A 22,566-nucleotide genomic window follows, 5' to 3' on the forward strand; every position below is an offset into this window, starting at 1 on the left:
GGGTCGACGGAGACACCCATGCAGATCATCAAGAAGGTGCTGAACTCCAGCGTCGTACTCGTCGAGGACGAGCGCGGCGTGGAGCGCGTGCTGCTGGGCAAGGGCATCGGGTTCGGCGCGCGCCCGGGCGACACCGTCGCTCCGGGATCGACCGACCGGGTGTTCGTCGCGCTCGACGACGCCGACCAGCGCAATCTCGTCGAACTGCTGGCGCAGATTCCGGGCGGCTTCGTCGAGTTGACGAGGGCGATCGTGATGGATGCCGAGAAGTCGGGCATCGAACTCGACGCGCACATCTACCTGACGCTCACCGACCACCTGCACTTCGCGGTGGAGCGGCAGCGGCGGGGGCTGCAGGTCACGAACCGTCTCGCGTGGGAGGTACGCACGGTCTATCCGCGCGAGTACGAGGTGGGCCTGCGCGCCCTCGGGCTGCTGCGTGACCGCACGGGGGTGTCGCTCCCCGACGAGGAGGCCGCCAACATCGCGTTCCACCTCGTCAACTCCGAGGTGGGCCGCCCCGCGGTCGATTCGATGCGGGTCGTCGGGCTCGTGTCCGACATCACCACCATCGTGACGCACGCCGGGGGAGTGACCCTGGATGCCGATGACCTCCACACCCGGAGGTTCCTCACGCACCTGCAGTTCTTCGCGGAGCGTTTGTTCGGCGACCGCCTCGCCGCACAGGACGAGGACCTGCTGTTCGCGACCATGACGGCCAAGCACCCGCGGGCCGTCGCGACGGCGGAGCGCATCCGCACGTTCGTCCTCGCCGAACACGGGGTCGCCATCTCCGACGAGGAGGTGGGCTACCTCGCCCTCCACATCGCTCGCGCCCAGTCGAGCTGACATCCCGAAAGGTTCCCCATGGCACAGCGCACCGCCGTCTTCGGCTCCTCGTCCGGCCTGCACTCCCGCCCCGCCGCGACCCTCGCCCGCGCGGCCGCGGCGTCGAAGCACAGCGTCACCCTCGCCTCGGGCGGCACATCGGTCGACGCGCGCAGCATCCTCGCGCTGCTGCAGCTGGGCGTGAAGACGGGCGACGAGGTGGCGCTCGAGGTCGACGGACCCGAGGCCGACCGCATCGCCGACGAGCTTCAGGCGCTGCTCGAGCAGGATCTCGACGCCGCCTGACCCGAACGCGTGACGGGCCGCCCCGGGTGTACCCCCGAGACCCGGCATCCCGGCCCCTCACGTGCCCCACACCTCGCGTGAGGTGTCGAGATCTGTCGCCCGGCGCCCCGCGAGGCGACGATTTCCGACCCCTCGCGCGCGGGCCGGCGCACCCAGCCGCAGTGCAGGCGCTCCCCGGTACCCTGGAAACCATGACTGATCAGCCCCCCGTGCGCACGACGACGCCCCGGCAGGCGCGCCCCGAGGGGGCCCCGGCGAACACCGGCATCCGCCAGGTGCGCCCCAAGACCGAGGGCTGGCAGCAGGCCAAGGACGAGACCGGTCGTCCGCTGCTGCAGTTCGCCAGCCCCAAGCGCGGCAAGCCGCCCGTGCACCTCGCCGACCTGACGCACGACGAGCGCATCGCCAAGCTGAAGGAGCTGGGGCTTCCCGGGTTCCGCGCGAAGCAGCTCGAGAAGCACTACTTCACGCATTACACGTCGGATGCCGCCGACATGACCGACCTCCCGGCATCCGATCGCGAAGAGCTCGTCGCGGGAATGTTGCCGCCCCTTCTCACCGAGGTCCGCCGGCTCGAGACGGACCGCGGCGACACGATCAAATTCCTGTGGAAGCTGCACGACGGCGCCCTCGTGGAGTCGGTGCTCATGCGCTACCCCGGCCGCATCACGCTGTGCGTGTCTTCGCAGGCCGGGTGCGGCATGAACTGCCCGTTCTGCGCCACCGGCCAGGCGGGGCTGACCCGCAACATGTCGGCGGCCGAGATCATCGAGCAGATCGTGCGCGCCAACGCCCTCATCGCCGCCGGCGGCCTGGGCGGCAAGAAGCGCGACGACCACTCGCTCGATCGCGTGAGCAACATCGTGTTCATGGGCATGGGCGAGCCGCTCGCGAACTACGCACGGGTCATGCAGGCCGTCCGCGTGATGGTCGACAAGGAGCACGGCCTCGGCATGAGCGCCCGCGGCATCACCGTGTCGACCGTCGGGCTCGTCCCCGCGATCAAGAAGCTCGCCGACGAGGACATCCCGGTGACCTTCGCCCTCTCGCTCCACGCCCCCGACGACCACCTGCGCGACGAGCTCATCCCGGTGAACTCCCGCTGGAAAGTCGATGAGGCGCTGGATGCCGCGCGCTCCTACTTCGACAAGACCGGTCGCCGCGTCTCGATCGAGTACGCCCTGATCAAGGACATGAACGATCACGCCTGGCGCGCCGATCTGCTGGCCGAGAAGCTCAACGCCCGCGGTCGCGGCTGGGTGCACGTCAACCCGATCCCGCTGAACCCGACGCCCGGCTCGATCTGGACGGCATCCGAGGTGCCCGTGCAGAACGAGTTCGTGCGACGCCTCAACGACGCCGGCATCCCGACGACCCTCCGCGACACCCGCGGCAAAGAGATCGACGGGGCGTGCGGTCAGCTCGTCGCGACCGAAGAAGACGAGGCGGCCGCGGCGGTCGCGCCGGTCGGCTGAGGCCGGCTGCTCCACCGATCGGTGGATGCCGACTCCACCGTCCCGTCGTTCCTGTGGCGGCCCTGCCCCGTCAGACTGAGGGCATGAGCGAGAACGTCGTCGAGGTCGAGAACCTCCGGAAGACCTACAAGGGCGGTCTCGAAGCGCTGCGCGGGGTGTCGTTCGACATTCACCGGGGCGAGACGTTCGCGCTGCTCGGGCCCAACGGCGCGGGCAAGAGCACGGTGATCGAGATCCTCGAGGGCTACCGCGATCGCACGAGCGGCGAGGTGCGCGTGCTCGGCGTCGACCCGCACCGCGGCGGTCTCGACTGGAAGGCGCGCCTGGGCATCGTGCTGCAGAACACCGGCGAGGCGCCCACCGCCAGCGTGCGCGAGCTGCTCGCGCACTTCGCCTCGTTCTATCCGCGGCCGCGCGACGTCGACGAGGTCATCGCGGCGGTGGGGCTGACCGAGAAGGCCACGGTCTCGGTGCGCAAGCTCTCGGGCGGCCAGCGTCGCCGCGTCGACGTCGCCCTCGGTATCGTCGGGCGGCCCGAGCTGCTGTTCCTCGACGAGCCGACGACCGGCTTCGACCCCGAGGTCAGACGGCAGTTCTGGGACCTCATCCGCGACCTGCAGCGCGAGGGCACCACGATCCTGCTGACCACCCACTACCTCGACGAGGCAGCCGAACTCGCGGAACGCGCGGCGATCATCGTCGGTGGGGAGATGGCATCCGTCGGTCGAATCGACGAACTGGGCGGCCCGGACGCCCGCGTGCCCCTCGTGCGGTGGCGCGAGGGCGGCGAGACCCGCGAGCAGCGCACGCAGGACCCCGGGGCGCTGGTCGCTCAGCTCTACTCCCGCCTCGGCGAACCCGAACGGCTCGAGGTCGTGCGCCCGAGCCTCGAGAACGTGTACCTGTCGTTCCTCGGCGACGAAGCGCGCCGTACGACCGCGGCGGGGGGCCTCCTGTGAGCCGCGTGCTGCGGCTGGGCGCCGCGCGGATCGCGTTCGAGGTGCGCTCGTACTTCCGCCAGGGCGACTCGGTCTTCTTCACGTTCCTGTTCCCCGTGATGATCCTGCTGATCTTCGCCGTCGCCTTCGACGCGCAGACCTTCGGTCCGCCCGGAGAGGAAGTGGATGCCGCGCAGTTCTACCTCCCCGCGATGCTCGCCGCCGGAGTGCTGCTGTCGGGTCTGCAGAACATGTCGATCGACATCGCGATGGAGCGCAGCGACGGCACGCTCAAGCGCCTCGGCGGAACCCCACTCAGCCCCGTGTCTTACTTCATCGGCAAGCTCGGGCAGGTGCTCGTGACCGGCTTTTTGCAGTCGGTGCTGCTGATCGTGGTGGCCGCGGTGTTCTTCGGCGTGCCGCTGCCGACCGACCCGGAGCGCTGGCTGACCTTCGCGTGGGTGTTCCTGCTCGGGGTCACGACATGCGCGATCCTCGGCATCGGCCTCTCGGCGCTGCCGCGCACCGGCCGCAGCGCGACGGGCGTCGTGATTCCGATCGTGCTGCTGCTGCAGTTCATCTCGGGCGTCTACATCAACTTCGCCGCCCTCCCCGAGTGGCTGCAGAACGTCGCCAGCGTCTTCCCGCTCAAGTGGCTCGCTCAGGGCTTCCGCTCGGTCTTCTTGCCCGAGGGCTTCGCCGCGGGCGAGCCGTCGGGCTCGTGGGATCACCCGCTGATCCTGCTGGTGACGGGGCTGTGGCTCGTGCTCGGGCTCGCGCTCGTGCGGCTGACGTTCCGGTGGATTCGGAAGGACGCGTGATGTCGAACCTCATGACTGCCTCGGTCGCCGCCTCGGACAGGGCGGATGCCGGACTCCCCACGACCCACGGATGGATCGCGGCCTTTCTGGCCGCGGGAGTCCTGGGCGCGGGTATCGCGGTTGCGTCGGCGCTCGTCGCCGGCATCCCGTGGGTTTCGGCCATCGCCGCGCTGGCGCTGCTTGCCGTTTACACCGTCTTCATGCTGTTCGTCCTGCCCCGTCTGCTCGGTCGCGAGGCGGGGGGGATGGGAGCCCTCGAACTCGTCACGATGGTGATCACGGTGCTCGTCGTCGCCCTGCTGACGGCGCTCGTGCCGTGGATGGCGATGCTGCAGTTCTGGGTCTTCCCGCTGCTGTGGACGCTGGCCGCCTCGACCCGGGTCGCCGTGATCGCGAGCTTCGTCTCCGCCGCAGCCATCTTCGCGGCGCTCCTCCCCTGGACGGGTGGAGGATCGTGGGCGGTCATGGCCCTCGTGCAGGGAGCGTCGTTCGTCTCGGCCGTGGTGCTCGGACTCTGGATCAGCGCGATCTCGCGATACGGCTCCGAACGCGACGTTCTCGTCGCCGAATTGACGGCAGCGCAGAGCGAACTCGCCTCTCTGCATCACGACGCCGGCGCGATGTCCGAGCGCGAGCGCCTCGCGGCCGAGATGCACGACACGATCGCGCAGAGCCTCGCGGGCACGGTCATGCTCGCACAGCGCGCCCGCCGCGAACTGGCCGAGGGAGCTCTGTCGCTGTCGACCCTCGAGCTCGTCGAGGAAGCCGCCCAGGCAGCCCTCGCCGAGACCCGGGAGTTGGTCGCCGGGGGAGCACCCGCCTCTGTCGGCGTCGGCGGACTGGCCGAAGCGTTGCGCACGGTGGTCGCGCGGGCCGTTCGCGAGACGGGTCTCGACGTCGAGCTCGTGACCTCGGCCGTACCGCCGCTCGATCGCGAGGCCGAGGTGGCGCTCCTGCGGTGCGCGCAGGAAGGCCTGTCCAATGCGAGACGGCACTCCGGCGCCCGTCGCGTCGAGGTGACTCTCGCCGAGCGGCACGGCGTCGTGGAGGTCACCGTGCGCGACGACGGCGTCGGTTTCGACGGCACCGCCAGCGCTCACGGCTTCGGCATCGAGGGGCTGCGAGCACGCCTGAGCGCCCTCGGCGGGTCGCTTGAGGTCGACGGCACCCCCGGGGCAGCGACCGTGCGGGCCGGAGTTCCGGCGACGGTGGGACGCTCGTGATCCGCGTCGTCGTCGCGGACGACCACCCGATCGTGCGCGTGGGGCTCGTCGGCCTGTTGGACGCCGCCGACGGGATCGACGTCGTCGGAGCGGCCTCCGACGGGGTGGAGGTCGTTGCCCTCGTCGAGAAGGAACGTCCCGATGTGGTGCTGATGGACATGCGGATGCCGCGCCGCGACGGCGACGAGGCGACCGCGATGCTGCGCGAGAGCGTGCCCGCGACACGTGTCATCGTCCTGACGACATACGAGAGCGACGACGTCATCATGCGAGCAGTTGCCGCGGGGGCGAGCGGGTACCTGTTGAAGGCCGCTCCCGAAGCGGAGCTGATCGCGGGCATCCGCGCGGTCGCTGCGGGTGAGGTGGCTCTGGCGCCGAGCGTTGCGCGGGTGCTCGTGGCGCAGGCCGGGCACGCGCGCGACGCTCCGACCCTGACCCCTCGGGAGGTCGAGGTGCTCTCGCACGTCGCCGAGGGGCTGAGCAACCGAGAGATCGGGGTGCGCCTCCACCTGGGCGAGGCGACGGTCAAGACGCACCTGCTCAAGGCCTTCACCAAACTCGACGTGGCGGATCGCACCCGCGCCGTCACGAGGGCGATGGAGCTCGGCATCCTCCGATCGCCCTCGTGAGAGGTCGTGATGTGTCGCTTCCGGCGCATTGCGGCGACAGTTTCCGACTCCTCGCGCGGGAGAGGGGCGGATGCCGCGGCCCCGGTGTCGGTGGCCGGGTCTAGCGTGGAGGAATGGTCGCTTATCGCTATCTCGGCAACAGTGGATTCAAGGTCTCGGAGATCACCCTCGGCAACTGGGTGACCCACGGCTCGCAGGTCGGTGACGACGCGGCGATCGCCACGGTGCACGCCGCCCTCGACGCGGGTATCACGACGTTCGACACCGCCGACACCTACGCCAACACGGCCGCCGAGACCGTCCTCGGCAAGGCCCTCGAGGGGCAGCGCCGCGAGTCGCTCGAGATCTTCACCAAGGTCTACTTCCCGACCGGTCCGAAGGGGCCGAACGACACCGGGCTCAGCCGCAAGCACATCATGGACTCGATCAACGGGTCGCTCAAGCGCCTCGGCACCGACTACGTCGACCTCTACCAGGCGCACCGTTTCGACTACGAGACCCCGCTCGAAGAGACCTTCCAGGCCTTCGCCGACATCGTGCGCCAGGGCAAGGCGCTCTACATCGGCGTCTCGGAATGGACGGCAGAGCAGCTGCGCGACGGGCACGCGCTCGCCACGCAGCTCGGCATCCAGCTCATCTCGAACCAGCCGCAGTACTCCATGCTGTGGCGCGTGATCGAGGGCAAGGTCGTGCCGGCCAGTGAAGAGCTCGGCATCTCGCAGATCGTCTGGTCGCCGATGGCCCAGGGCGTGCTGAGCGGCAAGTACCTTCCGGGTCAGCCCGTGCCCGAGGGCTCGCGCGCCACCGACGAGAAGAGCGGCGCCACCTTCATCAAGCGCTTCTTGAACGACGACACGCTCGAAGCCGTTCAGCGCCTCAAGCCCATCGCCGACGAGGCCGGGCTCTCGATGCCCCAGCTCGCGATCGCGTGGGTGCTGCAGAACCCCAACATCGCGGCGGCGCTCGTGGGGGCCTCGCGTCCGGAACAACTCGCCGACACTGTCAAGGCGTCGGGTGTGACCCTGGATGCCGACACCCTCGCCGCCATCGACTCGGCCCTCGGCGACGCGGTGTTCTCCGACCCCGAGAACACCTACGAGGTGTCGCCGAAGCAGCGCGTGGCCTGACGCACGCGGACGGGCCGGGCGTGCGCGCCCGGCCCGTTGTCGTGTGTGCCGGGTGCGGCGCTTATCGCGGCCCACATCACGTGACGTCGTCGAGACCACACGCCACGGCGTGTGCGTTCGCCCACGTCACGTGATCTCGCGCGCACATGTCCCGCTCGGCTGCGCCTCAGGCCCCGCTCAGGCGAGAGCAGGGTGGGCGTCGTACCCTGTGCGAATGTCCTTTTCCGCTCACCGGCCGGGCCGTTTCGGCTCCGATGGCCGTATCGAGTTCACGACGGACGAGGAGCGCGAGCAGTATCTCGACGACATCCTCGCCGCGCAGAACGCGGCCAAGCGTCCCTCCGACGCGCAGGAGCACACGTCCGAGCCCTGGGGCGCACCGCCCGCCGACGACGAGCCGCTCGACCCGTTCGTCACCGACCCGCGCGACGCGGAGCCGGTCGAGACCCCCCGCGACGACGCCCCCGCCGACGACCACGACACCGTCGTGATCGACCGCGCCGAGCGTGCGCGCGCCGACGACGAGACCGCGGTGATCCCCGACGAGGCGCCCGAGCCCGAGCCCGTGGCATCCGCCCCTCTGTCTTCCGAGCCGCGCCAGCCCCGCCTGCGTCGACACGACCCCCGTCGTCCGCGCCTGTCGCTCATCCGCCGCATGGCGGTGCTCGGCGGTGCCGACAACGACGTGCTCGACGAGGTGCCCGAAGAGGTGCCGCGCTTCGTGCAGATGTTCCTCGTGCTCGCGGGGACCGCGCTCGTCTCGTCGCTGTCGATGATGTTCGCGCTGCTGACGGGCGTTCGCGTGAGCCTGTGGCTCGCCGTGCCCCTCGCGATCGTGTGGGGCCTCATCATCTTCAACCTCGACCGCTTCCTCACCTCGACGATGCGTTCGACGAAGAACATCTTCCGCCTGCTCGGCCTGGCCATGCCCCGCGTGATCATGGCGGCGCTGATCGGCATCGTCGTGGCCGAGCCGCTCGTGCTGCAGGTGTTCCAGAACGACATCGTGCGCGAAGTGAACTCCACCAACGTCACGCAGGCCCTCACGGATCAGGATGCCGTGACCAACGGCCCCGAGAAGCAGGCGCTCGACGCCGCGAGCGCGCAGGTGTCGGCGCTCGAGAACCAGGCGGCGACCGGCATCGTGACCGGAACCTCGTCGACCTCGGCCGAGTCCGCCGCCGCGCAGCAGAGCGTCGACCAGCTCACCCAGCAGCTCGCCGCGCAGCAGACCGTGATCGACCAGGCTCGCGCCGTGTACCAGTGCGAGCTCACCGGCCAGGGGGCCGGAACGGTCCCCGGCTGCACCGGGGTCGCCGGCAACGGTGCGAGCTCCGACGCGGCGCAGGCGCAGCTCGCGCAGGCCCAGTCGGCGTACGACTCGCTGTCGACCCAGCTCGCCCAGGCGCAGTCGACCCTCGCCGCCGCGAACTCCGCCGGTGCCGAGGCCGCCGCCTCGTCGGCCGATGCCAACAAGCAGCAGGCGGAAGACCAACTGCCCGCAGCGCGCGCCCAGTACGAGTCGGCGCTCGCCGCCTACAATCAGCGCGCGTCGTCGGTCGCCGATGGCAACGCGGGGGCGGTCGGTCTGCTCAGCCAGATCACGGCGCTCGAGCGGCTGTCGGACCGCGAGCCGACGCTCCGCTGGGCGCACTACCTGATCGCCGCGCTGTTCTTCATGATCGAGCTGCTGCCGGTGCTCGTGAAGGTGCTGACCGGGTTCGGCGGCCCCTCGCTGTACGAGAAGGCCGAGAAGATGCGCGGCCAGATCGCGCTCGATCGTGTCTCGGCGCGAACGTTCCGCAAGCGCGCCGACATCATCGCCGACGAGGCGAACCGCGTGCCGGCCACCGTCACCTGATGGTCGTGTGGAGCGCGGGACTCCTGCTGTACCGGCTCACACCGGAGCCGCAGGTGTTCATCGCGCACATGGGCGGGCCGTTCTGGGCGAAGAAGGACGCCGGCGCTTGGTCGATCCCGAAGGGCGAGTTCGACCCCGAGTCCGAGGGGGCTCTGGATGCCGCGCGCCGCGAGTTCCGCGAAGAGCTCGGTGTCGAGCCGCCCGAGGTCGATTGGGCCGAGCTCGGCACCTTCGCGTCCTCGAGCGGCAAGAAGGTGGTCGTCTTCGTGGGCGACGGCGCCGGGTTCACGGCATCCGGAGACTGTTTCACCTTCGGCGAGTTCGAGATGGCCTGGCCGCCTCGGTCGGGACGGACGGCGTCGTTCCCCGAGGTCGACCGTGCCGAATGGATGGCTCCGGATGCCGCCCGCGAAGCGCTCGTGAAGGGCCAGCGCCCCGCGATCGACGCGCTCGAAGCCGCGCTGGCGGAGCTGCCCGGCGCCTGACGCGCCCCGTACAGAACGCAGGAGGAACGGCGACGGCCCCGACGCCCACCCGCGGAATGGCGGGGGAGTCGGGGCCGTCGGCGTGCGGATCTCCGGAGTTCTGCACGTGAAGCGGGGCGGATACCGGCCCGCGGCGCCGCGAGAAGGCGGCACCGCGAGCCCGAGGCCTTACGGGCGCAGCAGGATCTTGCCGACGCGGGGCGAGTCGCTCGCGGTGACGGCGTCGACGATGTCGTCGAGACTGAAGGTGGCGGCGACGGGGAGGGTAAGGGTGCCGTCGGCGAGGTAGCGCGACAGCTCGCCGAACAGGGCGCCGCGGGTTTCGGCATCCATCGTCTTGCTGACGACGCTGCCCCAGAAGCCCTTCACCGTGGCCTGGCGGAAGATGAGGTCGCCGGCGCCGAGTTCGAGCTTGCCGGTGCCCATCGATCCGAAGATCACGAGCGTGCCGTTCTCGCTGAGCAACGACAGCACCTGGCCGGCCGCGGGGCCCCCGACCGAGTCGACGCCCGCGACCACCGTGCCGTCGCCCACGAGGGCGAGGGCCTGGTCGCGCCAGTCGTCGGCGTCGGTCGACACGACGTTGTCGATGCCCTGGGCGGCGAGCTCCTCGACGGCGCTCTGGCGGCGCACGAGACCGACGACGTTGACGCCGCGGGCCTTGGCGATCTGCGCGACCATGCGGCCGACGGCACCGTTGGCGGTGTTCTGCACGATCCAGTCGCCGGCCTTCAGGTCGAGCGAGTGCAGCAGGCTGATGGCGCTGAACGGCATCGAGACGAGCTGCGAGGCGACCTCGTCGCTCAGGCCCTCGGCGACGGGGATGAGCCCCGCGGCCTTGGCGACGACCTGCTCGGCCCAGACGCCGAAGGTGCCGCCGGTGGCGACGCGCTGGCCGACGGAGAGGTTCTCGACGCCCTCGCCGAGCTCCTCGATGACGCCGACGGCCTCGGTGCCGGCGCGGGCGGGCAGCTCGGGCTTGAAGCCGTAGGTGCCGCGGATGGTCCACAGGTCGTGGTTGTGGATGGGCGACAGCAGCACGCGCAGGCGCACCTCGCCGGGGCCGGGGGTCGGGGTCTCGACCTCTTCGGTTCCGACGACGTCGGCCGGCTCGCCGAACTGGTGGTGGATGACTGCGCGCATGGAATGCCTCCTGTGGTTATTTTGTAACGACCGGTCTAATATAGACCCCGAGGGTGGGAATGCAACCCCGAGCGACGCAGGGAGAGAAGTCATGGGCCGGATGCCGAGCTTCGAGCGCTCCGCCGTGGTCGACGCCGCGCGCGACGTTTTCTGGCGCCGCGGCTACGCCGAGACCGGCATCGCCGAGCTTGAGGAGGCGACCGGCCTGACCCGCTCCAGCATCTACAACGCCTTCGGCAGCAAGCGCGGACTGTTCGACGCCGTGCTCGCGGCCTACCTCGACGACGTGGTCCGCACGCGCCTCCGGCCGCTCGGCGGGGGTGACCCCGGCGCTCTCGAGGCGTACATCGACGAGATGCGCTCGGCCATCGAGACCGATGCCCCGCGCGCCCGCCTCGGCTGCCTGCTGCTCAACGCCGGCTCCTCGCCCCTCGCGAGCGACGACGCCGAGGTGCGCACCCTCGTCTCGGACTACGCCGCCGAGATGCGCGCCGCGATCCGCGCGGCCGTCGCCGACCGGCGCCCGGATCTGACCCCGGATGCCGTGGACGCGCTCGCCGCGGTGTGCGCCTCGCTCGTGGTGGCCGGCCTCACCCTCGCGCGCGCCGATCGTGACGCGGCGCTGGCGACCCTGGCATCCGTGCCCTCGACGTTGGATTCGTGGGGGCGGGGCTGACCGCTCGATGCCCCCGCGCCGGTTCAGCCGAGCTTCATGGTCGTGACGAGCATGCGCCCAGTGTGGCAGGTGGCCGTGCGTCTCGCGAGGGCGAAATCGCGCCGCTTTGTGTATACCTAGACAGGGCTCAGGACGCCGATAAATCCCGCTATCCCGTCGGAATGCATACACTGGGGAAGTGGCGGCGAGGAGGCGGTATGCGGGCGAGTGAACGCGCATACGCGACCCTCCTGGAAGAGATCCAGAGCGGGGCGCTGTCTCCGGGAACCGTCCTCGGCGAGGTCGAGCAGTCCACGCGCCTGGGAGTCAGTCGCACCCCCCTTCGTGAGGCCCTGCGCCGGTTGGCATCCGATGGGCTCGTCGCTCAGGCATCGGCGCGTGTCACCGTCGTCGCCGGGATCGATGCCCACGACATCGGGTCCCTCTTCGACCTGCGCCGGGCGCTCGAGACCGAGGCCGCGCGGCTGGCGGCGCGGCGCGGCGACCGCGCGGAGTTCCTCCGGCTCGCGACCGAGTTCGACGGCGTCGACACCGCCGATGCCGACGCCTACTACTCCCTGATCGCCCGCTTCGACTCCGCGATCGACGACGCCGTCGACAACGCCTATCTCTCCGCCGCGCTCCGGAGCGTGCGCACCCACCTCGTGCGGGTGCGGCGCATGGCGCGAGACAACCCCCTTCGCCTCTCGGCCTCGGCCGGGGAGCATGGATTGATTGCGCGAGCGATCGGCGCCGGCGACCCCGAACTCGCCGCCCACGCCACCCACGTGCACCTGCACAACGCCCTCACCACCATCCTCGAAGCCCTCACGGAGGAGCCCTCATGACGATCACCCACCACGTGCGCGTGCACCGCAGCGACGAGAACCTCGCCCGCGAGGGGCAGCTCGCCTGGGCTCTGGCACGCGTCGCCGTCGATCCGGTGGCCGTCGACGACGACGTGGTCGACATGATCGTCAACCGGCTCATCGACAACGCCGCCGTCGCCGCAGCCTCCCTCACGCGACAGCCGGTCAGCGCCGCGCGCCAGCAGGCCCTCGACCACGCCGTCTCGATCGGCGGCCCGGGCGCCACGGTCTTCGGCTGCCTGCTCGAGCGCCGCACGAGCCCCGAGTGGGCGGCGTGGGCCAACGGGGTGGCCGTGCGCGAGCTCGACTATCACGACACGTTCCTCGCCGCGGACTACTCGCACCCCGGCGACAACATCCCGCCGGTGCTAGCCGTCGCCCAGCACACCGGTCGCGACGGCGCCGCCCTCGTGCGAGCCCTCGCCACGGCGTACGAGATCCAGATCGACCTCGTGCGCGCTATCTCGCTGCACAAGCACAAGATCGACCACGTCGCCCACCTCGGCCCCGCCGCCGCCGCCGGCATCGGCACCCTGCTCGACCTCGACCAGGAGACGATCTACCAGGCCATCGGCCAGGCCCTGCACGTCACCACCGCCACACGCCAGTCGCGCAAGGGCGAGATCTCGACCTGGAAGGCGCACGCCCCCGCCTTCGCCGGGAAAATGGCGATCGAAGCGGTCGACCGCGCGATGCGCGGTGAGACGAGCCCCTCACCGATCTACGAGGGCGAGGACGGGGTGATCGCCTGGATGCTCGACGGCCCCGACGCCTCCTACGACGTGCCCCTGCCGGGAGACGGCGAGAGCAAGCGCGGCATCCTCGACTCGTACACGAAGGAGCACTCCGCCGAGTACCAGGCGCAGGCCTGGATCGACCTCGCCCGACGCCTCGGCACGGAGCGCCCGGAATTGCGCGACCCCGCCAACGTGGCATCCGTCGTCCTTCACACCAGCCACCACACGCACTACGTGATCGGCTCGGGCGCGAACGACCCGCAGAAGTACGACCCGACCGCCTCGCGCGAGACGCTCGACCACTCGATCCCGTACATCTTCGCCGTCGCCCTGCAGGACGGCGCGTGGCACCACGTCGACTCGTACGCCCCCGCCCGCGCGGGCCGCGAAGACACGGTGGCCCTGTGGCACAAGATCACCACGGCGGAGGATGCCGAGTGGACGCGCCGTTACCACTCTGAAGACCCCCACGAGAAGGCCTTCGGCGGTCGCGTCGTCATCACGCTGACCGACGGGTCGACCGTGGAGGACGAGATCGCCGTCGCCGACGCCCACCCGCTCGGCGCCCGGCCCTTCGCGCGCGAGGACTACATCCGCAAGTTCCGCCTGCTCGCCGAGCCGGTGCTGCTGCCCGAAGAGATCGAGCGCTTCCTCGAGCTCGTGCAGCGTCTTCCCGAGCTCACCCCGGCCGAGGTCATGCAGCTGTCGATCGTCGCGAAGCCCGGTGTGCTGGCCCTGTCGCCCGCGCCGAAGGGGCTGTTCTGATGCTCTACGCCCAGACCACCGCTCAGCAGAAGCGTCGCGCGCTGCGCGAGAAACTGGCATCCGGAGAACTCGTCCGCATGCCGGGAGCCTTCAACCCGCTGTCGGCCCGGCTCATCGAGCGCAAGGGTTTCGAGGGCGTCTACATCTCGGGCGCCGTGATCTCGGCCGACCTGGGCCTGCCCGACATCGGGCTCACGACGCTCACCGAGGTCGCCGGTCGCGGACAGCAGATCGCCCGCATGACGGAGCTGCCGGCGATCATCGACGCCGACACCGGCTTCGGCGAGCCGATGAACGTCGCGCGCACGATCCAGACTCTCGAAGACGCGGGGCTCGCGGGCACCCACATCGAAGACCAGGTCAACCCGAAGCGCTGCGGCCACCTCGACGGCAAGAGCGTGGTCGACGCCGACACGGCGATCAAGCGCATCCGCGCGGCGGTCGACGCCCGTCGCGACCCCGACTTCCTCATCATGGCCCGCACCGACGTGCGCGCCGTCGAGGGGTTGGACGCCGCGATCGACCGCGCGAAGGCCCTGGTCGACGCGGGCGCCGACGCGATCTTCCCCGAGGCGATGCGCGACCTCGGCGAGTTCGAGGCGATGCGCTCGGCGCTCGAGGTGCCGATCCTCGCGAACATGACCGAGTTCGGAAAGAGCGAGCTGTTCTCGACGCAGCAGCTGCGCGACGCCGGGGTGAACCTCGTCATCTGGCCGGTCTCGCTGCTGCGCCTCGCGATGGGTGAAGCGGGACGGGGCCTCGACGCCCTGGCATCCGAGGGACACCTTCGCGACCAACTCGGACAGATGCAGCACCGCGCCGACCTGTACGACCTCATCGACTACGAGGGCTACACCCGCTTCGACGCCGACGTGTTCGACTTCACCGTCGAACGCTGACGCCCTGCGTGGCCTGTGAGGTGACCATGTCCCGAAATGTGCAGACGATGTCCCAGAAGTGGTCGTCTGGACGAGGCTCAGACAGCCGAAGTCGGGACATGAGCCCCCGTACGAACACCGCACACGACTCAAGGGAGAGACGATGACCGACATCAAGAAGGGCCTCGCCGGGGTCACGGTCGACGAGACCGCCGTCAGCAAGGTGAACCCCGAGACCAACAGCCTGCTGTACCGGGGCTACCCCGTGCAGGAGCTCGCGGCCACGCAGTCGTTCGAGGCGGTGGCGTACCTCCTGTGGAACGGAGAGCTTCCGGATGCCGCGCAGCTCACCGACCTGCGCAGAGTCGAGCGAGCGCACCGGGCGTTGACCGACGACGTCCGCGCCGCGATCGACCTGCTGCCCACGAGCGCCCACCCGATGGACGAGGTGCGCACCGCCGTCAGCGTCATCGGAGCGCGCGAGACGGCCGGGATCTCGAATGTGATGGATGCCGTGGGCACCCCTGCAGAGAACCTCGAGCGCAGCATCCGCCTGTGGGCGCAGCTGCCGGCCGTGGTCGCGTACGGTCAGCGCCGCCGCCGCGGCGAGGAGCTCATCGAACCGCGGGACGACCTCGACTACGCGGCCAACTTCCTGTGGATGACCTTCGGCGAGGAGGCCGACGAGGTCGTCGTCGACGCGTTCACCCGCTCGATGATCCTGTACGCCGAGCACTCCTTCAACGCCTCGACCTTCACCGCGCGCGTGATCGCGTCGACCCTCAGCGATCTGTACTCCGCCGTCGTCGGCGCGATCGGCGCGCTCAAGGGCCCGCTGCACGGCGGCGCGAACGAGGCCGTGCTGCACGTGTTCACCGAGATCGGCTCGGCTGAGAACGTCGGGCCGTGGCTCGACACCGCCCTCGCCGAGAAGCGCAAGATCATGGGCTTCGGGCACCGCGTCTACAAGCGCGGCGACTCGCGCGTCCCCACGATGAAGGCGGCACTCGACACCCTTGTCGCGCACTACGACCGCCCCGACGTCGCCGCCCTCTACGACGCCCTCGAGTCGCAGTTCGTCGAGCGCAAGGGCATCTACCCCAACCTCGACTACCCCTCGGGCCCCGCGTACGACCTGATGGGCTTCGACACGCTGACCTTCACCCCGCTGTTCGTCGCGGCGCGCGTGACCGGCTGGACCGCGCACATCCGCGAGCAGCAGGCGTCGAACGCGCTGATCCGCCCGCTGTCGGAATACGTCGGCGCCGACGAGCGGCACATCGAGGGCTATGTTCCGGATGCCGACGCCCTCGAGGCTCAGGAACGTCCCGAGGAAGCGGCGGGCTGATGTCGGCGCCGAAGATCGTCCTCGTCTCGGGGGCTCGCACGCCCATCGGGTCTTTCGGCGGGTCGCTCTCGGGCGTCGACGCGTACGAGCTCGGTGCGGTCGCGGTCTCGGAGGCCCTGCGTCGCGCCGGAGTCGCCAAGGACGACGTCGACGAGGTCGTCATGGGCTGCATCGCCCAGAACGGCCCCGACGCCTACAACGCGCGCCGCGTCGCGCTCGCCGCGGGGCTGCCTACGCGCGTGCCCGCTTTCACTGTGAACCGCCTCTGCGGCTCGGGCCTGCAGGCCATCTGGTCGGCGGCGCAGGAGCTGCGCTGGGGCGGCATCGACGTCGCCGTCGCCGGTGGCGACGAGAGCATGTCTCGCACCCCGTTCCTCGACTACGGTGCGCGCGGCAACTCCCGGCTCGGCGACCGGACGCTGCTCGACGGCACGCTCGCGATCCTCACCGACCCCTTCAGCGGCCGGCACATGGGGACGACGGCCGAGGTCGTGGCATCCCGATACTCGGTCTCCAGAGAAGAGCAGGACGCCTTCGCCGTCGAGAGCCAGCGCCGAGCGGCGACAGATGCCGCGCGCGCGGCCTTTGCGGAAGAGATCGTGCCCGTGACCTCCGGCGGCCGGAAGCCGGTCGAGGTATCGGTCGACGAGCACCCGCGGCCGGGGACGACCAAGGAAGCCCTGGCGGGGCTTCGACCCGCGTTCCAGAAGGACGGTTCGGTGACGGCCGGCAACTCCTCGGGCATCAACGACGGTGCTGCGGCGACGGTGCTGATGCGCGAGGACGACGTGCGCGAGCGCGGGCTGACAGGCCTTGCGACCCTCGAGGCCGTGACCACGGCGGGCGTCGACCCCGAGATCATGGGCTACGCCCCGGTCATCGCGCTGCAGCGCCTGTGGGAGCAGACGGGGCTCACCGCCGCCGACGTCGACGTGATCGAGCTGAACGAGGCCTTCGCCGCTCAAGCGGTCGCGGTGATCCGCGACGGCGGTCTCGACCCCGAGAAGGTGAATCCGTACGGCGGCGCGATCGCCCTCGGCCACCCCGTCGGGGCGACGGGCGCGATCCTCACCGTGCGCGCGGCCCTCGACCTGCAGCGCCGCGACCTCGAGTACGCCGTCGTGACGATGTGCATCGGCGGCGGCCAGGCCCTCGCGGCGTTGTTGCGGCGGTACTGACCCGGGGCGCGCGCTCTCGCGTGAGGGGTCAGAAACTGTCGCCTAGCCGCGCTCGAGGCGACAGAAATCGACCCCTCACGCGGGGTGCGGGTCCGGCCCGTCCGCTCTCGCGCGCGTGAGCGGTCAGAAGTTGTCGCCTAGCCGCGCCCGGGGCGACAGAAAATGACCTCTCACGCGCGAGGCGCGAGGGTCAGGAACACGTCGACCTCGTCCTCGGAGTCGAGGGTGGAGCCGGCGCGCTCGTAGAGGCGGCGGGCGGCGCTGCCCCGCAGCACGTTCAGGCGCGTCGCGCCGTCGTGCGGTTCGGTCAGCACCTGTGCCAGCACGGCGCCGCCGACGCCGAGACCTTGGAGAGCGGAAGCCAGGTAGAAATGCTCGATCCAGCGGGTCGCTCCGTCGGGTCGGGCCGTGATCGAGCCGGCATCCGCCCCGTCCACGACGATGATCCGCGTCCACTCCGGGTCGAAGCCGTCGCGCAGGCGCTGGCGCACCCGCTGCTCGTCGAAGCGCCCCAGGCGCTCGAGGTCGGCGCGCAGCACCTCGGCGCGCAGCTCGACGAGCCACTCGATGTCACCGGCGACGGCCGGGCGCAGGCGGAAGTTCACCATTCGACCCTAGATCCGCGTGCGTCGCCGGATTCGGCTACGCACGCGAGGGGCGGCAGCCGCGGGATACTGGGCGCGTGAGTGTTCATCTGCTCGGCGGTGGCCGTGACGTCGACCGCTGCGGCGACCTGCTGCGTCCTTTCGTCGCCGAGGCGCGACAGCGAGCCGCGGATCGCGCGCCCGTGATCGCGCTGCTGCTCGTGCTCGAAGCCGACGACGATTCGTCGGTCGCGCGTTTCACGGCGATGCTCGAGGCGGCGGGCGCCACCGCGGCGGAGATCCGCGTCGTGGCGATCGTCGAGGGCGAGGTCTACGGCACCGCGGCGCTCGAGGCGGATGCCCTGTTCGTCGGCGGTGGCCTCACCCCGGCGTATCTGAGAGCGTTCGGGGAGATTCGGGATGCCGTGACCGCGCGCGTCCGCGAGGGAGTCCCGTACGCGGGTTTCTCGGCCGGCGCGGCCATTGCGGCGGGCCCCGCGCTCGTCGGCGGATATCGCGTCCGCGGGGTCGAGGTCGGTTCCGAGGACGCGGCCGAGGAGCTCGACGAGGTCGAGGTGCGCCCGGGCCTCGGGCTTCTGGACTTCGCCGTCGACGTGCACGCCGCGCAGTGGGGGACCCTGTCGCGCCTCGTCGCCGCGATCGACGCGGGCCTCGTGGGCGACGGCGTGGCCGTCGACGAGCACACGGCCCTCGTGATCTCGGCGCAGGCGGCCCCGGCCGTCCGGGGCAGCGGGCAGGTCTGGCGCGTGGAGTCCGCGGCATCCGGGGTACACGTCCAGGTGCTTCGCGCAGACGCCGCACCCGCGTGAGGGGTCGATAAGTGTCGCCTCCCGCGCGTCCGGGCGACACTTTCTGACCCCTCGCGCGAACGGGAACGGCCCCCACCCCGAAGGGTGAGGGCCGTTCCGGTGTCCAGTGTCAGACGGTGTGGCGGCGGCGCAGGGCGAAGGCGAGACCGCCCGCGACCACGAGCATGCCGCCTGCGAGGGCGATGCCCCAGGGGGCCTCAGCACCCGTGGTGGCGAGGGTGCCCTTGCGGACGACCTCGATCGCGAGCGCGGGGAGCACCGTCCCGTCGGCGCGGGTGATGACCACCGTGTGCGAACCGGGGGTGAGCCCCGCGGGTACGCTCACCCGGAAGGACACGGCACCCGACGCGTCGGCTGCGGGGATCCCCGTGATCACGATCGGCGTGCTGTTCAGCGTCGCCGTCAGCTGCTCACCGGCGTTCAGCCCCGAGACGGTCACCGTGAACGATCCGCCCTGCTCCACCCGGGTGGCGCTCGCGCTGACCTTCACCGAGGCCGACGGCGAAGCCGTGGGGCTGCCGGAGGGCTGACCCGTGGGGCTGGTCGTCGGGCTCGTGGTGGTCGTCGGGGTCGGCGTCGGGGTGGAGGTCCCCTCGTCGACGGGCTTCGAACCGACCAGGTACGCCCGACCCAGCGGCGATGGGGCGATGCTCTTCTTCGCGGTGAAGAAGTCGACCGTCGCCTGCAGGTCGATCTGGCCCGAGTCGGCCTTGCTCGTGCCCTGGGCGAAGGCGGTGAAGTTGTCGCCGCCGGCCGCCAGGAACGAGTTGGTCACGACGCGGTACGACGCCTTGTCGTCGATCGCCGTGCCGTTCAGCTGGACGGACGTGATGTGCGAGCCCGTGGCCGCGGCCGGGTCGTACTCGAAGGTGAAGCCCTTCGAGACGCCGAGGGCGAGCACCGGTCGCGCGGCACCCGAGGGCTGCCACTGCTGCTCGAGCACCTGCTTCAGCTGCGCCCCCGTGAGCGACAGCGTCACCAGGGTGTTGCCGAAGGGCTGCACGTTCGCCGCCTCGCGGTACGAGACCGAGCCGTTGTCGGAGCCGTACAGCAGGTCGGCGCGCAGGCCGCCGGGGTTCATGAACGCGATCTGCGCATCCTGGCCGTTGAACGAGGGGTTCTCGCTCGTCGCCCAGAGGTAGACGTCGGCCACGGTGTTGCCGAGGGTGGAGTACGCCCCGCGGTCCTCACCGCCCGAGCTGTTCTTCGCGCGGGTGATGTCGGCGGTGATCTTGCCCACCTCGACCTGGCCCTTCACGTCAGCGGTGGCCTTGGCATCCGCCACGATCTTCGCCGTCGCGGCCTGCGGGTAGGCGATGTACTGCGTCACCGCGGGGTCGAGCAGCGCGCGCACTCCGGGCGTGATCGAGGAGAGCTTGCCGTTCGAATCCAGATCGATGTCGAGCGTGCCGAGGTTCGTTCCGTACGAGCCGGTCTGGATGACCGAGCGCCCGCCGATGGTGCACGAGTACTTCTGGTGCGTGTGCGCCGAGACGATCGCGTTCACATCGGCCGACGCGCCGCGGACGACGGAGCCGAAGTCGCTCGACTCGGTCGCGATCGTGGCGCAGTCCGTACTCTCGGAGCCGTCGTGGACCAGGACGATGACGATGTCGGCACCCGCCGCGCGGGCGTTCTTCGCCTCGCGGTTGATGGCCTCGGTCTCGTCGCCGAATTCGATCGTGGTGATCTTCGACGGGTCGACCATGCCCGCGGTCTGGGGCGTCACGGTGCCGACGAAGGCGACCTTCGTGGTGCCGACCTGCTTGATCGTGTACGGCTTGAGGGCGGGGGTCTTCGTGCCCTTGGTGTAGACGTTCGCCCCGAGGGCGAAGTCGCTCGACGCGCCCGTGTTGCCGCCGTACGCCGGGATGACCCGATCGGTCAGGTCGGCGAAGCCGCGGTCGAATTCGTGGTTGCCGACCGCGCTGACGTCGAGCGTCGCGGCCTTCAAAGCCTTGATCGTCGGGGTGTCCTGGTCGATGAACGATTCGAAGGCGCTCGCGCCGATGTTGTCGCCGGCCGACACGAACAGCGTGTTCGGGTTCTGCTGGCGGTACTTCTCGACCGCCCCGGCGAGAACGCCGGCACCCGCCACGCCCCCGGTCTCCTGCAGCAGGCGACCGTGGAAGTCGTTGATCGTGAGGATCTGCAGGTCGGGCGTCTTCGGCTGCGTCGGGCGCACCTCGAACACGGTGGTGGTGCCCGAGACCTCGTTGCCGGTGACCAACAGCGGCACGCCGGTGGGCGAGCGCAGGGCCGAGACGAAGGCGATGCCTTCGGGGCCGAGGTCGCCCGACGCGGCGGTCTTGACGTCCGCTGCGGCGTTGCGGTTGTTGACGTAGGTGACGTACGTCGCCTTGGTCGGGTCGGTGATGTCGTAGACCATCACTCCACCCGCGCGCTCGAGGCCGATGAAGGCGTAGGTGCGGCCGTCGACCACGCCGATCGTGACGTTCTCGGGCTCCGGGCCTTTGTCGTCGCTGCGGTCGTCGACGGTGTTGTTGTCGTTCGAGACGTTGAACAGCTGCGGGGCGACCTCCTTGAGCTTCTGCTCGAACTGGTCGCCCGAGTCGAAGACGAGCGCACCCTTGGTGTCCCAGATCGAGAACGAGCGGCCGCCGTAGGCGTACAGCTCGCTGTAGCAACCGTCCGCGGTCTTGCCGAGGTCGGTGACGACCTTCAGCCGGCCGAGGTCGGTGTCGGCCGAGCGGCCGGCCAGAGGCGAGGTGGCGCAAACGGCGCCGAGGCCGTTCTTGCCGAGGTCTTTCACGCGGGCCTCGTCGGTGAACGTTCCCCACTCGCGGCCGTCGCCTTCGTTCGCGGTGACGAGGTAGGTCGTCGCCTTGCCGTTGGCGGTCGCCGAGTACGACGCGATCCCGTCCGGCATGTACAGGCCCTTCAGCCCCTGCACCGTCCGGATGTTCACGCCGTCCTTGTCGCTGGGGTCGAGTCCGACGGTGCCCCAGTCCTTGTACCCCAGGGGCAGGATGCCGGTCACCTCGGCCTTCGTCAGATCCACGGTCGCGACGGCATTGTTATCCTGCAGGGTGACGTAGGCGACGGTGCCATCGGTGGTGATGTACTCGGGCTCGAGGTTGCGCGAGACGCGGTTGGTCGACAGGGTCGCGGCATCCTGCCCCGGGGCGGCGACGTCGGGGCCGAAGACGCGCACCCTGGAGTCGAGCGTCTTGCTGCCGCCGGGCTCGAAAGCGCGGAAGCCCGCCGTCTTGACGGCGCTCTGCGCGGGGGCGGCCAGGGCGGACGACAGTGCGATGACGCTGACCGAGCCCTCGGGATCGACCGAGAAGTCCGCCGCCGGCTCGCCCTCGTTGGCGACGACGGCGTAGGAGCCGTCCTTCGAGAAGGTCACCATGTCAGGGAGAGCGCCGACGGTGACCTCGCCGAGCTTCGCGCTCGCGGCATCCGTTTTGTTGGCGTCGAAGAAGACCAGGTGACCGGGGTCGGTCTTCGTGGTGGCCTCGAAGGCGATGACGCCCAGACCGTCGTCGCGGACCGCGACCGAGTTGGCGACCCCGTTCGAGGAGATGTCGAAGAGCTTGACCGGTTTCTTGGGGTCGCGGTTGTCGAGCACCGTGACCGTGCCCGCCTGCGCGTTGACGACGAAGAGGCGGTCGCGATAGGCCTGGACGATCTCGGCCGCGGATTCCTTGTAGATGCCGGTGTCGTAGGAGCCGACCGGGGTGACCGACAGGGCCGCGCCGGGGGCGCTATTCGAGACGGGCTGGGGGACGATCGCGGCGGAGGCCGCGGTGGCGCTCGACAGGGCGAGCGCACACACCGCCGCGGTCGTCGCGGTGAACGCGGCGGCGCGGCGGAGGAGGGTCGAAGGCATGGCTGTGTCCTCGGGTTCGGGTGGGGATGT

20 protein-coding genes are annotated in these 22,566 nt (G+C 70.4%); 17 read left to right on the top strand and 3 right to left on the bottom strand.

Going from position 1 to position 22,566, the window contains the following annotated elements:
* The first annotated feature begins 18 nt into the window (after window positions 1–18).
* From F9B98_RS07865 to F9B98_RS07910, 10 genes are all read left to right on the top strand, one after another.
* Complete coding sequence (locus F9B98_RS07865) at window positions 19–849, top strand: PRD domain-containing protein (protein WP_150955246.1); 831 nt, start codon at window positions 19–21, stop codon at window positions 847–849.
* 18 nt (window positions 850–867) lie between these two features.
* Entirely contained in the window at window positions 868–1,134 is a 267-nt protein-coding gene (locus tag F9B98_RS07870; RefSeq protein ID WP_150955250.1) for an HPr family phosphocarrier protein, read from the top strand.
* Between the two features lie 191 nt (window positions 1,135–1,325).
* Window positions 1,326–2,609: a 23S rRNA (adenine(2503)-C(2))-methyltransferase RlmN gene (gene rlmN / locus F9B98_RS07875; protein ID WP_150955253.1), complete on the top strand. Its 1,284-nt coding sequence runs from the start codon at window positions 1,326–1,328 to the stop codon at window positions 2,607–2,609.
* An 83-nt stretch (window positions 2,610–2,692) separates the two neighbouring features.
* Window positions 2,693–3,568, top strand: a complete 876-nt coding sequence (locus tag F9B98_RS07880; protein ID WP_150955256.1) for an ABC transporter ATP-binding protein — start codon at window positions 2,693–2,695, stop codon at window positions 3,566–3,568.
* Window positions 3,565–4,368, top strand: a complete 804-nt coding sequence (locus F9B98_RS07885; RefSeq protein WP_225310257.1) for an ABC transporter permease — start codon at window positions 3,565–3,567, stop codon at window positions 4,366–4,368. The genes F9B98_RS07880 and F9B98_RS07885 overlap by 4 nt, the downstream gene beginning before the upstream one ends.
* A complete protein-coding gene (locus F9B98_RS07890) occupies window positions 4,368–5,591 on the top strand; it encodes a sensor histidine kinase (protein WP_150955260.1) in 1,224 nt (407 codons plus the stop codon). The genes F9B98_RS07885 and F9B98_RS07890 overlap by 1 nt, the downstream gene beginning before the upstream one ends.
* Window positions 5,588–6,220, top strand: a complete 633-nt coding sequence (locus tag F9B98_RS07895; protein WP_150955264.1) for a response regulator transcription factor — start codon at window positions 5,588–5,590, stop codon at window positions 6,218–6,220. The genes F9B98_RS07890 and F9B98_RS07895 overlap by 4 nt, the downstream gene beginning before the upstream one ends.
* A 113-nt stretch (window positions 6,221–6,333) precedes the next feature.
* Window positions 6,334–7,347 (top strand): aldo/keto reductase family protein, encoded by a 1,014-nt coding sequence (locus F9B98_RS07900; RefSeq protein ID WP_150955267.1) that lies wholly within the window; start codon window positions 6,334–6,336, stop codon window positions 7,345–7,347.
* A gap of 214 nt (window positions 7,348–7,561) precedes the next feature.
* Window positions 7,562–9,208: a DUF4407 domain-containing protein gene (locus tag F9B98_RS07905; RefSeq protein WP_150955270.1), complete on the top strand. Its 1,647-nt coding sequence runs from the start codon at window positions 7,562–7,564 to the stop codon at window positions 9,206–9,208.
* Window positions 9,208–9,693 (top strand): NUDIX domain-containing protein, encoded by a 486-nt coding sequence (locus tag F9B98_RS07910; protein ID WP_150955273.1) that lies wholly within the window; start codon window positions 9,208–9,210, stop codon window positions 9,691–9,693. Before F9B98_RS07905 ends, F9B98_RS07910 begins: the two co-directional genes overlap by 1 nt.
* A gap of 168 nt (window positions 9,694–9,861) precedes the next feature.
* Here the strand turns inward: F9B98_RS07910 and F9B98_RS07915 are convergent, their stop codons facing one another.
* Window positions 9,862–10,836 (bottom strand): zinc-binding dehydrogenase, encoded by a 975-nt coding sequence (locus F9B98_RS07915; RefSeq protein ID WP_150955276.1) that lies wholly within the window; start codon window positions 10,834–10,836, stop codon window positions 9,862–9,864.
* Between the two features lie 91 nt (window positions 10,837–10,927).
* On the opposite strand from F9B98_RS07915, the gene F9B98_RS07920 reads away from it, so the two are divergent.
* From F9B98_RS07920 to F9B98_RS07945, 6 genes are all read left to right on the top strand, one after another.
* Window positions 10,928–11,512 (top strand): TetR/AcrR family transcriptional regulator, encoded by a 585-nt coding sequence (locus tag F9B98_RS07920; RefSeq protein ID WP_150955280.1) that lies wholly within the window; start codon window positions 10,928–10,930, stop codon window positions 11,510–11,512.
* A gap of 197 nt (window positions 11,513–11,709) precedes the next feature.
* Window positions 11,710–12,339 (top strand): GntR family transcriptional regulator, encoded by a 630-nt coding sequence (locus F9B98_RS07925; protein WP_150955283.1) that lies wholly within the window; start codon window positions 11,710–11,712, stop codon window positions 12,337–12,339.
* Complete coding sequence (locus tag F9B98_RS07930) at window positions 12,336–13,862, top strand: MmgE/PrpD family protein (protein WP_150955286.1); 1,527 nt, start codon at window positions 12,336–12,338, stop codon at window positions 13,860–13,862. Before F9B98_RS07925 ends, F9B98_RS07930 begins: the two co-directional genes overlap by 4 nt.
* Entirely contained in the window at window positions 13,862–14,761 is a 900-nt protein-coding gene (gene prpB, locus F9B98_RS07935; RefSeq protein WP_150955289.1) for a methylisocitrate lyase, read from the top strand. Before F9B98_RS07930 ends, prpB begins: the two co-directional genes overlap by 1 nt.
* A 142-nt stretch (window positions 14,762–14,903) precedes the next feature.
* Window positions 14,904–16,088: a bifunctional 2-methylcitrate synthase/citrate synthase gene (locus F9B98_RS07940; RefSeq protein WP_150955293.1), complete on the top strand. Its 1,185-nt coding sequence runs from the start codon at window positions 14,904–14,906 to the stop codon at window positions 16,086–16,088.
* Window positions 16,088–17,266 (top strand): thiolase family protein, encoded by a 1,179-nt coding sequence (locus tag F9B98_RS07945; protein ID WP_150955296.1) that lies wholly within the window; start codon window positions 16,088–16,090, stop codon window positions 17,264–17,266. The genes F9B98_RS07940 and F9B98_RS07945 overlap by 1 nt, the downstream gene beginning before the upstream one ends.
* 170 nt (window positions 17,267–17,436) lie before the next feature.
* Here the strand turns inward: F9B98_RS07945 and F9B98_RS07950 are convergent, their stop codons facing one another.
* On the bottom strand, window positions 17,437–17,874 hold the full coding sequence (locus F9B98_RS07950) for a GNAT family N-acetyltransferase (RefSeq protein WP_150955299.1): 438 nt from the start codon (window positions 17,872–17,874) through the stop codon (window positions 17,437–17,439).
* 74 nt (window positions 17,875–17,948) lie between these two features.
* Here F9B98_RS07950 and F9B98_RS07955 point away from each other — a divergent pair, with 74 nt between their 5' ends.
* Entirely contained in the window at window positions 17,949–18,680 is a 732-nt protein-coding gene (locus F9B98_RS07955) for a Type 1 glutamine amidotransferase-like domain-containing protein (RefSeq protein ID WP_150955302.1), read from the top strand.
* A gap of 109 nt (window positions 18,681–18,789) precedes the next feature.
* Here F9B98_RS07955 and F9B98_RS07960 read toward each other — a convergent pair whose 3' ends face one another.
* On the bottom strand, window positions 18,790–22,536 hold the full coding sequence (locus F9B98_RS07960) for a choice-of-anchor I family protein (protein WP_150955305.1): 3,747 nt from the start codon (window positions 22,534–22,536) through the stop codon (window positions 18,790–18,792).
* Window positions 22,537–22,566: the final 30 nt, after the last annotated feature.

The sequence above is a fragment of the Microbacterium testaceum StLB037 genome (assembly GCF_008763945.1).
Taxonomy (GTDB): Bacteria; Actinomycetota; Actinomycetes; order Actinomycetales; family Microbacteriaceae; genus Microbacterium; species Microbacterium testaceum_G.